The organism is Opitutia bacterium (genome assembly GCA_016217545.1).
GTDB lineage: Bacteria > Verrucomicrobiota > Verrucomicrobiia > Opitutales > Opitutaceae > Didemnitutus.
Map to the genome: position 1 here is coordinate 527,444 of JACRHT010000017.1, position 13,676 is coordinate 541,119.

The 13,676-nt window shown below is 66.2% G+C and carries 13 protein-coding genes and 2 tRNA genes; 7 read left to right on the plus strand and 8 right to left on the minus strand.

The genetic code is table 11. The features are described from left to right. Positions 1-58 precede the first annotated feature (58 nt). Together HZA32_18190 and HZA32_18195 are read right to left on the minus strand one after the other, a co-directional pair. Positions 59-133 (minus strand) — tRNA-Asn (locus tag HZA32_18190). Positions 134-292: 159 nt separating this feature from the next. Beyond that, positions 293-1,201, minus strand: a complete 909-nt coding sequence (locus HZA32_18195; protein MBI5426009.1) for a peptidylprolyl isomerase — start codon at positions 1,199-1,201, stop codon at positions 293-295. A 214-nt stretch (positions 1,202-1,415) separates the two neighbouring features. Between HZA32_18195 and HZA32_18200 the strand changes: the two genes are divergently transcribed. Genes HZA32_18200 through HZA32_18215 form a run of 4 tightly spaced genes read left to right on the plus strand, consistent with a single transcriptional unit; the run spans position 1,416 to position 2,757 of the window. Then, positions 1,416-1,733, plus strand: a complete 318-nt coding sequence (locus tag HZA32_18200; GenBank protein ID MBI5426010.1) for a hypothetical protein — start codon at positions 1,416-1,418, stop codon at positions 1,731-1,733. A gap of 26 nt (positions 1,734-1,759) precedes the next feature. Continuing rightward, entirely contained in the window at positions 1,760-2,170 is a 411-nt protein-coding gene (locus HZA32_18205; protein ID MBI5426011.1) for a hypothetical protein, read from the plus strand. An 11-nt stretch (positions 2,171-2,181) separates the two neighbouring features. Next, complete coding sequence (locus HZA32_18210) at positions 2,182-2,406, plus strand: hypothetical protein (GenBank protein ID MBI5426012.1); 225 nt, start codon at positions 2,182-2,184, stop codon at positions 2,404-2,406. A gap of 12 nt (positions 2,407-2,418) precedes the next feature. Next, positions 2,419-2,757 (plus strand): RNA polymerase sigma factor, encoded by a 339-nt coding sequence (locus HZA32_18215; protein ID MBI5426013.1) that lies wholly within the window; start codon positions 2,419-2,421, stop codon positions 2,755-2,757. A gap of 72 nt (positions 2,758-2,829) precedes the next feature. Here the strand turns inward: HZA32_18215 and HZA32_18220 are convergent, their stop codons facing one another. Beyond that, positions 2,830-3,522 carry a TonB family protein gene (locus HZA32_18220; GenBank protein MBI5426014.1) on the minus strand — a complete coding sequence of 231 codons (693 nt, stop codon included), beginning with the start codon at positions 3,520-3,522 and terminating at the stop codon, positions 2,830-2,832. A 114-nt stretch (positions 3,523-3,636) separates the two neighbouring features. Here HZA32_18220 and HZA32_18225 point away from each other — a divergent pair, with 114 nt between their 5' ends. Beyond that, on the plus strand, positions 3,637-3,831 hold the full coding sequence (locus HZA32_18225) for a hypothetical protein (protein ID MBI5426015.1): 195 nt from the start codon (positions 3,637-3,639) through the stop codon (positions 3,829-3,831). 152 nt (positions 3,832-3,983) lie between these two features. Here the strand turns inward: HZA32_18225 and HZA32_18230 are convergent, their stop codons facing one another. Together HZA32_18230 and HZA32_18235 are read right to left on the minus strand one after the other, a co-directional pair. Beyond that, positions 3,984-5,945 carry a chemotaxis protein gene (locus tag HZA32_18230; protein MBI5426016.1) on the minus strand — a complete coding sequence of 654 codons (1,962 nt, stop codon included), beginning with the start codon at positions 5,943-5,945 and terminating at the stop codon, positions 3,984-3,986. A gap of 56 nt (positions 5,946-6,001) precedes the next feature. After that, positions 6,002-6,349 carry an energy transducer TonB gene (locus tag HZA32_18235; GenBank protein MBI5426017.1) on the minus strand — a complete coding sequence of 116 codons (348 nt, stop codon included), beginning with the start codon at positions 6,347-6,349 and terminating at the stop codon, positions 6,002-6,004. Between the two features lie 171 nt (positions 6,350-6,520). Between HZA32_18235 and HZA32_18240 the strand changes: the two genes are divergently transcribed. Both HZA32_18240 and HZA32_18245 read left to right on the plus strand, forming a co-directional pair. Then, complete coding sequence (locus HZA32_18240) at positions 6,521-10,153, plus strand: PAS domain-containing protein (protein MBI5426018.1); 3,633 nt, start codon at positions 6,521-6,523, stop codon at positions 10,151-10,153. Positions 10,154-10,290: 137 nt separating this feature from the next. Beyond that, positions 10,291-11,883, plus strand: coding sequence for an MCP four helix bundle domain-containing protein (locus HZA32_18245; GenBank protein MBI5426019.1), 1,593 nt, complete (start codon positions 10,291-10,293; stop codon positions 11,881-11,883). A 71-nt stretch (positions 11,884-11,954) separates the two neighbouring features. On the opposite strand, the gene HZA32_18250 is transcribed toward HZA32_18245, so the two are convergent. From HZA32_18250 to leuB, 3 genes are all read right to left on the minus strand, one after another. Then, positions 11,955-12,030 (minus strand) — tRNA-Thr (locus HZA32_18250). Positions 12,031-12,253: 223 nt separating this feature from the next. Next, positions 12,254-12,442 carry a hypothetical protein gene (locus HZA32_18255; GenBank protein ID MBI5426020.1) on the minus strand — a complete coding sequence of 63 codons (189 nt, stop codon included), beginning with the start codon at positions 12,440-12,442 and terminating at the stop codon, positions 12,254-12,256. A 154-nt stretch (positions 12,443-12,596) separates the two neighbouring features. After that, positions 12,597-13,676 (minus strand): 3-isopropylmalate dehydrogenase, encoded by a 1,080-nt coding sequence (leuB, locus tag HZA32_18260; protein MBI5426021.1) that lies wholly within the window; start codon positions 13,674-13,676, stop codon positions 12,597-12,599.

Here is a 13,676-nt window from a genome sequence, read left to right on the forward strand (position 1 = left end):
GCGCCTTGATGGGCGCAAAAAACAAAGAAGCCAAACACCGGAAGTGTCTGGCTTAAAATGGCTGCCCGGGCTGGGATCGAACCAGCGACCAAGTGATTAACAGTCACCTGCTCTGCCACTGAGCTACCGGGCAACGTGGCTCCTTCTTGCGAAGGAACGGCCAAAAAGGGCCCCGGCTTTAGCGTTGTCAACACTCCACTTTGGCCGCGACGCGTCATGCGCGCGCCGCTCGCCCAAAACAAAAGCGCGTCCGATCGGACGCGCTTTGAAATCCCGAGCGTTAAACGGCGACTTACTTGCCGAAATACGCTTCGTCGAAAGTCGGCTTGGCGTCTTCGAGCAGCTTCTTGCTCTCGGCCTGCAGCTTCGCGGTGCGCTCCGCGCGCTCGAGCGAGACCTTCGCCTCTTCGAACGGCGTCACGCCGCGCTCGTCGACCTTGAGGAAATGATAACCGTATTGCGTGCGGATGACCGGGCTGAGCTTGCCGACTTCGGTCGTGAACGCCGCCTGCTCGAACTCGGGCACCATCTGGCCGCGGCCGAATTCGCCGAGCAGACCGCCGGTCGCGCCGGAGCCGACATCGTCGGAGTCGGTCTTCGCGACGTCCTCGAACTTCGCTTCACCCTTCTCGATCTTCGCGCGGAGTTCCTCGGCCTTGGCCTTGGCCTGCTCCTCGGTGAGTTCCGGTTTGCCGGGTTGCGCTGCGGGGCTGCCCTTGAAAGCGATCAACACGTGGCGAGCCTTCGCCTTCTCGAACTCGCCCTTGCGCGATTCGTAAGTCTTCCTGAGGTCCTCGTCGGAAACCTGCACGGCCTCCTGCATCTTCTTCAGCTGCGCGGACGCCACGATCTGGTCGCGGAGGCTGTTCAACTGGGCGACGACTTCCGGATCCTTGTCGAGGCCGGCCTTCAGGCCCGCGACCGAGAGCAGCTTCATGCGCAGGAAGTCCTCCGCGAACTGCTTCTTGCCCGGCCCCAGCGCGTATTCCTGATACTGCTGCGGCAGACCCTTGACCGCCTCTTCGAACTCCGCGCGCTTCACGGCGATGCCGTTGGCCGAGATGACCACGGCGTCGGGCGCGACGACCGGTGACGGAGCGGCAGCGGGCGCGGCGGCGGGAGCCGGCGCGGCGTTATTCTGGGCGAAAACCGAACCCGCGGCGAGCGCGGCGGCCGAAACGAACACAGCGAATTTCTTCATGGAAAGCGCCGGACCTTGCACGGATGCGCGCCCGGCGTCGAGCGCAGAGACAGCACCGCAGCCGGGCGGTTGCACGGTTTCGTATCGCCCGCCCTCCACACCCATCGTCATCGTCGCCTCACATCTCCGAACTATGCGCGTCGCGCGGGAAATTTTGAAGGACTTCGGTGTGATGCGGTGTTATGGCTGGTGAGCGCGGTCTGCGCCCGTCGCCATGTCCGATTCACCCCAAGATCCTCTCGATCCCCTGCTGGAACGCTGGGGACGTCCGCCGCCCTTCGCGCCGCTCATGCCGGCGTTGCGCCAACGCCTCCACGGTCGCGCCGCCGAGACGGAAAGCCTCTTCGCCCACCCGGCGTTTGCCGCCGTGTTCGTCGCGGCCTGCGTGCTGCTCGGGCTGTTCCTCGCGGAGATCCGCGTGTCGCGCGTGCGGCACGATCGGGACACCCAACTATTGGAGAGCTACCGCCGCCTGATCGATCCGCTCGTGACCGCCACGCCACCGGCGGCACCGAAGGGAGACCGCACGTGAAATCCACCTTCATTCTTCTGCTCGGGTTGCTCGCGGGAATCGCCGCCCATGTCGGCTGGTTTGCCTGGCGCAGCGCATCGGAAACACGCGCCAATGACGTCGTCGCGTGGATGAAGACCGACCTGCAGCTCACGGACGAGCAGTTCGCCCGCATTCAGGCGCTCCACGACCGTTCCGGACCGCAACTGCGCGAGCTCGCGACCCAGGCGGCGCAGATGCGCGCGGAGTTCGAGACGTTCGAGCGCGTCCGCCGCACGGAAGGCCGGGTCGATTTCATCGCCTTCGCGCGCTGCCTCGATATCTGGCGCCGCATCGACCGTGATTGGTCGACCGCGACCCGCCACCTTGTCGATTCCACGGCGGGGGAACTTACCCCCGAGCAACGCGCGCGCTACCTCACGCGCCTAACCCCGGCCCCGGTGCGCACCGTCAACTAGCGCACGCCTGCGTGCCCGCCGACTCCGCCGCCGATCGCACCGATCTCATCGCCCTGCAACAAGGCGACGAAGCGGCGCTAGAGCGTCTGGTCGCGCGCTGGGAACGTCCGCTGACAGCCTTCGCTTGGCGCTACCTGCGCAACGCGACCGACGCGCGCGAACTCGCGCTCGAGACGTTCGTGCGCCTGCACGAGAAACGCGCGACGCTGCGACCGGACACCAATCTGAGCGCGTGACTGTTCACCACGTTGACGAATCTCTGCCACAACCGCCACCGCTGGTGGCGTCGTCATCCGTCCACTAGCCTCGAGGGCGGCGAGGTGATTCCGTTTGCGGACGATGCGCCGACGCCGGACGCCAATCTCGAACAAAGCGAGGCGCTCGCCGCGCTCGACGTCGCCATCGCCGGGCTGCCGCACGACCTGCGCACGACTCTTCTGCTGCACCACTTCGAGCGGCTCTCGTATCGCGAGATCGCCGGCATCGTCGGCTGCAGCGAGCGCGGCGTCGAAACCCGCCTCTATCGCGCGCGCCAAGCGTTGCGCGTCGCGCTGCGCGCCGGCGAGCCGTTCGCTTCCGCGCGCTGAGCGCCAAGGCGTTTCGCCCCAAAAGAAAAGCCGGCCCTCGCGGGTCGGCTCGTGTGTAGCGCGGTGGCGCGCTCACGGACTGAAGTGGAACTCCTGGCTGGCGCGGACGAGCACCGGATCGCCGCGACGGAGCGGTGGAGCGAATTGCCACTGGCGCACCGCGTTCATGGCGGCGGCGGCGAGTTCGGCCGGCGCGTCGGGCTGCGCGAGCGGCACGCGGACGCGTCCGGTTTCGTCGATGAAGAAGTCGACCCGCACCTGGCCGCGGAGGCGCGCGGCGACCTCGGTCGGATAGAACGGCATCACCGTCTTTTGCGGCACCGGGATCGCATCGAGATCGCGCAGCGTGAACGGGTGGAACGCGTAAGTCGGGCCGAGCAACTGCTCGAAGCGCTGGTTGAGGTAGGTGTTGTTGTCGAGCGTCACGACGCAGCCGACGCCCTCGATGGTGAACTCGAGCGCCGTCTGCGCGGCGACCGGCTTGCCGTCGAGCAACGCGGGCTCGAAACGCCATTGGCGCACCGCCTCGCGCACCACGCGACCGAACGACCGGTGCGTGAAGGCGGTGATGAGCACGTCCTCGACCTTGCCGGTCGCGTCGATGTCGATGATGCAGTGCACCGTGCCGCGCGTGAGTCCCTCGAGCGTCACCTCGGCGGGGAAAACCGGATCGACGCGTTCCTTGATGCGCAAGCCCCGCACATCGGCGAAGCCGGTGGTGAGCAGCGCGAGGAACGTGGCGAGAAATAGCGGGTGATTTTTCATGGGGAAAAGCGTTCACCAGCCATAACACCGGCGCGCGCCCCTACCCTTCACGAACACGCGCCGGACGCGGCAGGTTTCGGTTTCAGTCGCCGCGCGCGGTGCCGATAAGAGGACATGGCCTCGCCCTACCCCAACCTCCGTCACGCCCAATATGCCAGCGCGCTGGGCGTGGTCGGTCCGCGACGTGACGTGCGCTGGGGGAAGTTTCTGTTTTCACCGCCCGAGCTGGTGAACCCGAATGCGATCTTCGACCCGCAGCCGTTCCGCACGCAGCCGCCGACGGCCTCGATGAAGCGCGCGCGCGCCTGACCCGCACCGAACTTTTTCCACCTACGCCAGCGGCACATTGTCCGCTGGTTTTTTTGCGCCCGCTGCCGGAGGCAGCCCGCCGGCCGGCCGATCCCGGAAAAGAAAAAGCGGAGACGCGCGCGTCTCCGCTCAGTGCAATCACGAAACGAAAATCAGTCGATGAAGTGCGACTCGGAAACTTCGGCCTTCGCGGCCGGCGCGCCGCCGTGCAGGCGCGGGCTCACGATCGCGGGGGCTTCGGTGGTCGCGGCCGCGGCGACCTTGGCCGCCGGCTTGCCTTTCGACTTCGCGGCGTGGACCGGGGCGGTCAACGACTGACGCTGGGCGTCGCCGTGCACCATGTGCATGAGTTCCTCGACGGCCGCGCGGACCTGCGCGGACTGGCCCTGGAGTTCCTCGGCAGAGCTGGCGGATTGCTGCGCGAGCGCGGCGTTGGCCTGCGTGATTTGATCCATGCCGGCGACGGCTTGGTTGAGCTGGCCGATGCCCTCGCTCTGCTCGTGCGAGGCTTGGGCGATGGAGCCGACCATTTCGTCGAGCTGGCGGATCTTCTGGACGATCGAGTCGAGGCTGGCGGCAACCTGGCTGCTGATCTGCGCGCCTTGCTCGCTCTTGGAGGAGGCGTCCGCGATCTTGGCGGCGGTTTCCTTGGCGGCTTGCGCGGAGCGCTGGGCGAGGTTGCGGACTTCCTCGGCGACGACCGCAAAACCGGCGCCGGCCTCACCGGCACGGGCGGCTTCGACCGCGGCGTTGAGCGCGAGGATGTTCGTCTGGAAGGCGATCTCGTCGATCGTCTTGATGATCTTGGAAATTTCGGAGGACGACGACTGGATGGCACCCATGGCGGAGCGCATGGCGGCCATGTCGCGAGCGCCGGCGTCGGCGGTGGCGCGCGCCTCGGCGGCGAGGCCCTTGGCGGATTGCGCGCCCTCGGAGTTGCGCTGCGTCATGCTCGCCATCTCGTGCAGCGAGGCGCTGCTTTCCTCAAGCGAGGCGGCCTGTCGGCTCGCGCCGTCGGACATCTGCGTGGAGACCTCTGCGACTTTCAGCGCTGCGGTGTGGGTCTGCGCGGACTCGGCGGCGAGCTGGTCGGCGATGACGGAAATCGGGCGGGTGATGCTGCGGATGACGAACCACGCGGCGAGGATGCCGCCGATGCAGCCCGCGGCGGTGAAGGTGAGCACCTGGATTTCGTTGCGGCGCTGCTCGGTGCGCATGCGGCCTTCGAGCGAAGCCTGGAACTCGACGACCGAGTCCTTCACGCGAACGAGGGCGGCGGTGAATTGCGGGGCAATCTTGTTGAGCTGTTCGGTGATCAGCTTGTTGCGGTCCTGCTTGGCGGCGATGATCTCGTCGAGGGCGGAGGAGTAGGCGCCGGCGGCGATGGCGAGGGACTTCAGGAGTGCGTCCTTGTTCTCGTCCTTCAGGGAGGCGTCGAGTTTCACGAGTTCCTCCTGATCGTGCTGCATCTTCACGATGGAGTCGGCGACGGTGGCGATGCTCTTCTTGGCGGCCTGCGCGTAGTCGACGCGCGAGGTGAGCATGAAGGAATTCGCGAGGCTGGAGCTCTCGAAGTAGGCCTTGAGGGCGTTGGACACCTTGAAGGCGCCGTTCATGTCGCCGTTGTTCTTGGCGTCGCCGAGGACCTTCTGGAGGCCGGCGGCGATCTCGTCACCGCGCGGGGTGAACTGATCCGCGACGACCGCGTCGAGTTTGCCGGTGGTGGCGACGATCTTCTGGAAGGCCTCGTCGTATTTCACGAGCAAGCCGGAGGCCTCAGCCAGCTGGGCGGAGCGCGCCGGATCGTTGATGATCTTGGCGGCCGCGGCCATTTCCTGATCGAGCTTTTGCTTGGCGCCTTTGTAGGCCTGCGCGTGCGTGGCGTCGGAGACGGCGAGGTATTCGTTAACCTGCAGCTTGACCTCGATCATCGCGGCGGCGAGGCCGGCGGCGGTGTTGGTCTCTCGCGCGCTGCCGGCGTATTCCGTGAGTTTGCGGCCGGAGGCCCCGAGGGCGATCCACGCCACTACGGCGATCGCGCCCAGAAGCACGAACACGAGGGTGAAACCGAGCGCAATGCGGCGCCCGATGGTGAGAGTGCGGGAGGACGACATGACAGGATCAGGTAATTGTTCGGGGACGATCAGGGAGACGGACGGTAGACAGCCGCTCAGTCGTCGCTGATGCTAAATTGGATCGGGATGCTGACCTTGAGCGCGATGGGGGTGCCGGCCTTCTTGGCGGGCTTGAACTTCCATTTGCGCAAGGCGTCGAGCGCCGGCTGAACGAACGCGTCGTTCGAGGCCTTCTCGACCTGCGGCTCGGTAACGTTGCCCTTCTCGTCGATCACGCATTTGACGGTGACGACGCCGCCGGTGCCTTCACGGCGCATCTCGGGGGGGAACTTGGGTGGCACCATGCGAACGGGCACGGGGGCTTCGAGGCCTTCATCCGCCATCACCGGCAAAGAACCGAACACGAGGGCGGCCGACAAAAGAATCAGGGATTTGGCTTTCATGACTGCATCGCGCTAAATCGGACAAGGGCGGGAAACCTTAACTGTGATTTAGCTGCTCGAGCCGAAAAACCCCGCGAATGGGCACTCGCGGGCCGGATTCCGCCGAGGGACGGCGAGAGGCGCGCGCATAAATGTTGCCCGCATCCGGCCGAACCCCAACGGTGCAGGCCTGTGCCTGTCCGCGACTTGAAGCTCAGCCGCATCGCCCGCAACGCCGCTTGGTCCACGTGCGCACTGGGCGCTCTGGGTCTGATCGGTGGTATCACCGACATCGAAATCCTGCAACGCCTCTGGCCGCACGGACGCCCGATGAGTGTGAACACCGCCATCAGCCTGATGGTCGGCGGCGCCGCTCTCCTGCTCCTGCAGCAACAATCCAAGGACACGCTGCGCCGCATCGCTGGGCAAGTGCTGGCGGTGCTCCTCGTCGTGGCGGCCGGCGGCGCGACGTTGGGCGCGACACTCGGGATCGACCTCGGCCAATTCGGCGCGGCGCTCGGCGTGGCCTTCGATTCGTCCTCGAGCAACCGCCTTGTCGTCAACGCCGCGCTCCCGCTCTGCCTCGCCGGCCTCGGTTTGCTGGCCTTGGCGCACGAACGCCGGCACTGGTTCGGCATCTCGAACTGGCTGGGGCTCGCGGTCACCAGCTTCGCCATCCTGTCGCTCGGCGGCGAGATCGCGGGGCCGTCGGAGGGCCCGATCGCGGTGGCCAGCTCGCTCGGACTGCTCCTGCTCGGCATCGCCATCGTCTGCGCGCGGCTGACCGGCGAGATTGTCCCGGTGTTCTCGCGGATCAATCCGCTCGGCTATTTTTCGCTCGTGCTGCTGTGCATCGGGCTCGTGGTGCCGCTGTTCATGTTCATCCTGGGTTCGTGGTGGCTCGCCCCGCTGGGAGCAGAGACGCAGGATACCGGATTGCTCCTGAACGTGGGCTACAGCGTGGTCATTTTCGGCGTGCTCACCTACGCGCTGCGACGGATGGACACGATCGATCAGCGCCGCCTCGATGCGGAGACCTCGCGCGACTTGCTGACCGCCCGCCTGCAACAGCAAGCCGCTAACCTCGAGGTCCTCGTCGGCGAGCGCACGCAGGAACTCCAGAAGACCACCGAACGCCTCGATCTCGCGCTGCGCGCCGGCAGCTTCGGCGTGTGGGACTGGGACCTCGTCAACAAACGCGTCTACTGGGACCACCACCAGTGCGCGCTCTACGGTTACACGCCCACGGAATTCGACGGCACGTCCGGTGCGTGGCTCGCCCGCATTCACCCGGAGGATCGGGAGCAGGTGCAGGAGGAAATCGGCCGCGCGCTCGCCGCCGACGAGGGATTTGAAGATCAGTTCCGCATCGCGCTGCCCGACGGCACCGAGCGCCACATTCAGACGCTCGGCGTGCTCCGCCGCGATGGCAGCGGTCGCGTGACTCGCGTCGTCGGCATCGATCGCGACGTGACCGAGGAACACGCTCGCGCCCGCGAACTCGCCTCGCTGAACGACCGGCTCAGCCTCGCCATCAAGGCCACGGGCTACGGCGTTTGGGAAATGGACCTCGCGACGCGCCGGATGATCTGGGACGACCGCATGCTCGAGATCTACGGCATCGATCGCAGCGCGTTCAGCGGCGCCGTCCAGGAATGGCACGACCGGGTGCTGCCCGAAGACGCCGATCAGGACGACCACGCCATCGCCGAAGCCATCGCCGGCCACACGCCGATTTATCAGAGTCAGTTCCGCATTCGCCGCCCCGACGGCACGCTGCGCCACATCGAGGCGCTCGGCATCATCCAGCGTGGCCGCGACGGCTCGGCGCTGCGCCTCGTCGGCCTCGATCGCGACATTACCGAGGCCAAGGAACTCCGCGAGGAACTCCGCATCTCGCAAGAGCGCTGGCAACTCGCCCTCACGGGCACGAACGACGGCGTGTGGGATTGGGACTTGGTGAGCGGCCTGATTTATCGCGACGCTCGATTCGCCGGCATGATTGGCTACCGCACCGACGAGCTGCCGGCGCGCCACGTTTGGCTCGAAATCGGCCACGCCGACGATGTCGCGCACGCCGAACAGGCCATGGCCGAGCACCTCGCCGGCCGCACCCCGATCTACCAAGCCGAGTATCGGCTCCGCCACAAGGACGGTCACTGGGTTTGGATCCTCGGCCGCGGCAAAGTCGTCGCCCGCGACGCGGCCGGCGCCCCCACCCGCGTCGTCGGCACGCACACGGACATCACGCAGCGCAAGGAACTCGAGGAGCGCCTGCGCCACGGCGAAGAAATGTCCCTGCAACTCTCGCGCCTCGCGCACATCGGCGCGTGGGAATGGGACCTCAACACCGCGCGCCTCACGTGGTCGCCCGAGATGTTCCGCATCCACGAAGTCGAGCTCGGCTTCGAGCCCACGCTCGAGAAGACCCTCTCGTTCTACCCGCCCGAAGCCCGCCACACCCTCACCGAGGCGATGGAGAACGCCGTCCGCGCCGGCAGCGGCTTCGACCTCGAGCTGCCATTCATCAATGCCCGCGGCCACAAGCTCTGGGTGCGCGTCCTCGGTCGCGCGCAGCTGAAGGACGGCCGCGCCACGCGCCTCTACGGCGCGTTTCAGGACATCACCGGTCGTCGCGACGCCGAGGAGATGCGCCGCCAGCTCGAGGGCCAGCTATTCCAGGCCCAGAAGATGGAAACGCTCGGCACGCTCGCCGGCGGCATCGCCCACGACTTCAACAATCTCCTTACCGGCATCCTCGGTTACCAGGACCTCGCACTCGACACGCTGCCCGAGAACGACCCGGCCCGCAACTACCTCGGCGCCGCCCGCGACGCCTCGCTGCGCGCGCGCGAGTTGATCGACCAGATCCTCACCTTCAGCCGGCAGGCCGACAGCGAAAAGGTGCCCGTCAATCTCGTGCAAGTGGTCGAGGATGCCCGCCGCTTCCTCCGCGCCACCGTCCCCGCCACGATCCGCATCGAAGTCGACACCGCCGCCCCGTGCGGCCGCGTGCTCGCCGACGCGACGCAGATTCACCAAGTCCTCCTCAACCTCGGCTCGAACTCCGCCCACGCCATGCGCGCCACCGGCGGCACGATGCGCCTGACCCTGCAGCAACAGGATCTCGATACCGAGACCGCCGGGGCGCTCAACAACCTGCCGCCCGGTCCCTACGCCCGCATCGATTTCGCCGACACCGGCCACGGCATGGACGAGGAGACGCGCAAGCGCATCTTCGACCCGTTCTTCACCACCAAGGAAGTCGGCCAGGGCACCGGCCTCGGCCTCTCCGTCGTGCACGGCATCATCCAAGCCCACCGCGGCGCCATCACGGTCGAGAGCGCGCCCGGCAAAGGCGCGACCTTCACGCTTTTCCTGCCCATCGCGCAGCAGCCCACCGTCGAATCCAACGCGCCGATGGACCTCGTCCCGCGCGGCAACGGCGAACTCATCGCCGTCGTCGACGACGAGGACATCGTCCGCAGCTTCGCCCAGATGGCGCTCGAGAAAAACGGCTACCGCGTCGCGTCGTTCGACTCCCCGGCGCAATGCCTCGAAGTCGTTCGCCGCAACGCCGCCGACTACTCCGCGCTCCTCACCGACCAGACGATGCCCGTGATGAAAGGTATCGAACTCGCCGCCGAGATCCGCACCTTCGCGCCGCAACTGCCCGTGGTGATCATGTCCGGCTACTTCTCGCGCATCTCGCCCGAGAAACTCGCCCAGATCGGCCACGTCGCGCTGCTCTCGAAGCCCTTCACGAACGAGGAACTCGCCCGCACGATGCACCGCGCAATCACCGGCGAGCCCACCAAAGGCTGAGGGCGGGCGATCCCGCGCGAACGAACACGCCAGCAATATCTGCACGGCGTTGCACAACATGCGCGCCCACGCGCGCCCGCCGAGCGCCGATGAGTAGGATGCGTTGCCCCCCGAGACGCCCACCTACTCGCATCCCCATGAAACAATGGACCATCGGCAAACGCATTGCCGTTCTCGCCGCGCTGCTTTGCAGCCTCACCCTCATCATCACCGCATGGAGCGTGCTCGGCATGCGCTCCATCCAAACGCAAGGGCAAGCCGTCAGCGGCAAGAACCTGCCCGGCGTCATCCAGACGAGCACGATGAACTACCTGCCCATGATCAACATGGTCCGGCTCTATCGCCTTCTCGACAACATCGACCCCAGCGAACGCAAGGCGATCGAAGACGCCACACTGGAGGACACCAAGAAATTCCGCGCCGCCGACAAGATCTACGCCGCGACGCTCCAGACCGACGCCGAACGCCGCGAATACGAGGCGCTCGGCCGCGTGCATGAAAAATACCTCGGACTCCGCGAAAAATACCTCTCGCTCGTGCAAAACGACCGCGAGCAGGCGCGCAAGATTCTGACCATCGACATGGTCGCCGCGTTGAACGAGTTCTCCACCGCGACGCTCACCATCCTCGGTGAAAACGCCCACGCCGGCGAAGTCGGCGGCCAGCAACTCGTCGACACCGTGCGGAGCACGTCGATTTCCCTGATCGTTGCCGGATCCTTGAGCGTGCTGCTCGGCATCGGTTTTTCATGGTTCATCGCCCGCCAAACCAACGCCGCGCTCGGCACCGTCTCCACCTCGCTCAACCTCGCGGCCGGCCACGTCGGCACCGCGGCGGGCCAAGTCTCCGCCGCCAGCCAATCCTTGGCGGAAGGTGCCAACACCCAAGCCGCCTCGCTCGAGGAGACCTCGGCGTCACTCGAAGAGATTTCCGGCCAGACCAAGCGCAACGCCGAGAACGCCGAGAACGCCCGCACCCTTTCCGACGACACTTTGCGCTCCACCGAACAAGGCTCCCAGCAAATGCAGGAGATGGTCGCCGCTATGGCGGACATTCGCACCGCATCGGACAACATCGCGAAAATCATCAAGGCGATCGATGAAATCGCCTTCCAGACCAATATCCTCGCGCTGAATGCAGCGGTTGAAGCTGCGCGAGCCGGCGAGGCCGGTGCCGGATTCGCCGTCGTCGCCGACGAGGTGCGCAACCTCGCTCAACGCGCCGCGCAAGCAGCCCGCGAAACCGCCGAGAAAATCGACGACTCGATCGCCAAGAGCGCGCGCGGCGTCGAGATTTCCGGTCGGGTCGCCGATGGACTCCGCGAAATCACGGAGAAAACCCGCAAGGTCAACACGCTCGTCGTCGAGATTGCCTCGGCGTCCAAGGAGCAGCGCCAGGGACTGGGGCAAGTGAACGCGGCCGTCTCCCAGATGGACAAGATCACCCAGAGCAACGCGGCGCACGCCGAGGAAACCGCCGCCGCGTCGGTGGACCTCAAGTCGCAATCGACCGCCATGCTCGAAAGCGTCCTGTCGTTGAACAGTCTTGTCGGTGGGGGCAGCGGAAATGCCGCTATCGACGCAGCCCAGAAGGCCCACGTTCCAGCTTCCACCGCTCGAACAATGAAGCGGTTGGCCACCGAGAAGAAACTCGCCTCCTCCCCTGCAAAACACGCAGAGCCAGCAATGGTTGCTGGCGACGCGAGCGATAGCTTCTTCCGAAATTCGTGACGCTCGTGCTGCGCCCTACCTCCTCTTGACGCAAAAGCCCGGCTTCCGTGAGGAAGCCGGGCTTTTCAAAGTGGAGCCAACAACTGGACTTGAACCAGCGACCCGCGCTTTACGAAAGCGCTGCTCTACCAACTGAGCTATGTTGGCGAAAGAACGAGGGGCCGATTTCGCGGGGCGGCCCCACCACTGGCAAGCACGTTTTTATTCCGAGCGACACCCAACGCCCATTTCGCCACCGCTCTCCGGGCAGGCCTCTTCCGGACACAAAAAAACCGGGCCCTCCGCCCGGTTGCGGTGATTGAGTAGGTGCGAAATTTCTCTGGCGGCGGCGCACCGCTTGCGGTGCGCCGGTTTTTATCGGAGGCGCAGGTTACAGACAGGCGCCGGCGCGGGCGAGAATCTCGTCGCGACGCTGGCGGGCGGTCTCGAGGTCTTTCGTCTCGAGCGACATCCGGACGCGCGACTTGGTGAGCGGCGTCGGGTGCACGGTGTAGTGCACATACCACGTTCCGTTGTTGTTCCAGAGGTGGTGGTTCGGGTTCGACTCGCGGACGCGCACCGAGGTGCGCGGGAACGCGAGCGAGGGATCGACGGCGGCGACCGAGCGACGGATAGCGTCGCGCGGGGCTTCCATCGTGCCGCTGGGAGCGGCACCGGCCTCGGAGCTGTAGCGGTTGGTTGTAGCTATCATGGGAAATTGGGCGCGCGGGCGTTCAGTTGCGCGCGTCGGCGAGGCGGGCGCGGATGGCCGCGCCCATTTGCGCGGTCGTCAGCGGCTTGGCGGCGCCGAGGTCGCCGGTGAGCTGGCCGGCATCGATCGTGGCGGAGACGGCGGCCTCGACGGCCTTGGCCTCGGCTTCGAGGCCGAGCGAGTGGCGGAGCAGCATCGCGGCGGAAAGGATCGTGCCGGTGGGATTGGCGATGCCCTTGCCGGCAATGTCGGGCGCGGAACCGTGGATGGGCTCGTAGAGGCCGATGCGGCCTTCGCCGAGCGAGGCGCTGGGGCACATGCCGAGCGATCCGGCGAGCACAGCGGCCTCGTCGGTGAGGATGTCGCCGAACATGTTTTCGGTCACGATGACGTCGAACGACGACGCATGCGTGATGAGGCGCATGGCGCAGGAGTCGACGAGCTGGTGCTCGAGTTTCACGTCGGGGAACTCCTTGCCGACCTCGATTGCCACCTTGCGCCAGAGCCGGGAGGACTCGAGCACGTTGGCCTTGTCGACCGAGGTGACGAGCTTCCGGCGCAGCTGCGCAAGTTGGAAGGCGAGTTTCACGATGCGTCGAATCTCGGCCTCGGTGTAGACCAGCGTGTCGACGGCGCGCTCGCCGTCGGGCGTCTGCTCGCGTCCCTTAGGAGTTCCGAAATAGAGTCCACCGGTGAGTTCGCGAACGACGATGAAGTCGACTCCGGCCACACGCTCGGGCTTGAGCGGAGAGAGCTTGGCGAGCGCGGGATGCGGGCTGATGGGCCGGAGATTGGCGTAAAGTCCGAGCGCCTTGCGGATCGCGAGGAGGCCCTGTTCGGGGCGGACTTTGGCCTGTGGGTCGTCCCACTTAGGTCCACCAACGGCGCCGAGCAGAACAGCATCCGCGCGACGACAGCCCTGAAGCGTTTCGTCCGGAAGTGCAGTGCCGTGGCGATCGATCGCGCAGCCGCCCAGAAGGTGCTCGGTGAATTCGAATTGGTGACCATAGTGACTCGCCACATCGGAAAGCAGAAGTCGTGCCTCGTGGACGACTTCGGGGCCGATGCCGTCCCCGGGGGTGAGTGCGATGGTTGCCTTCAT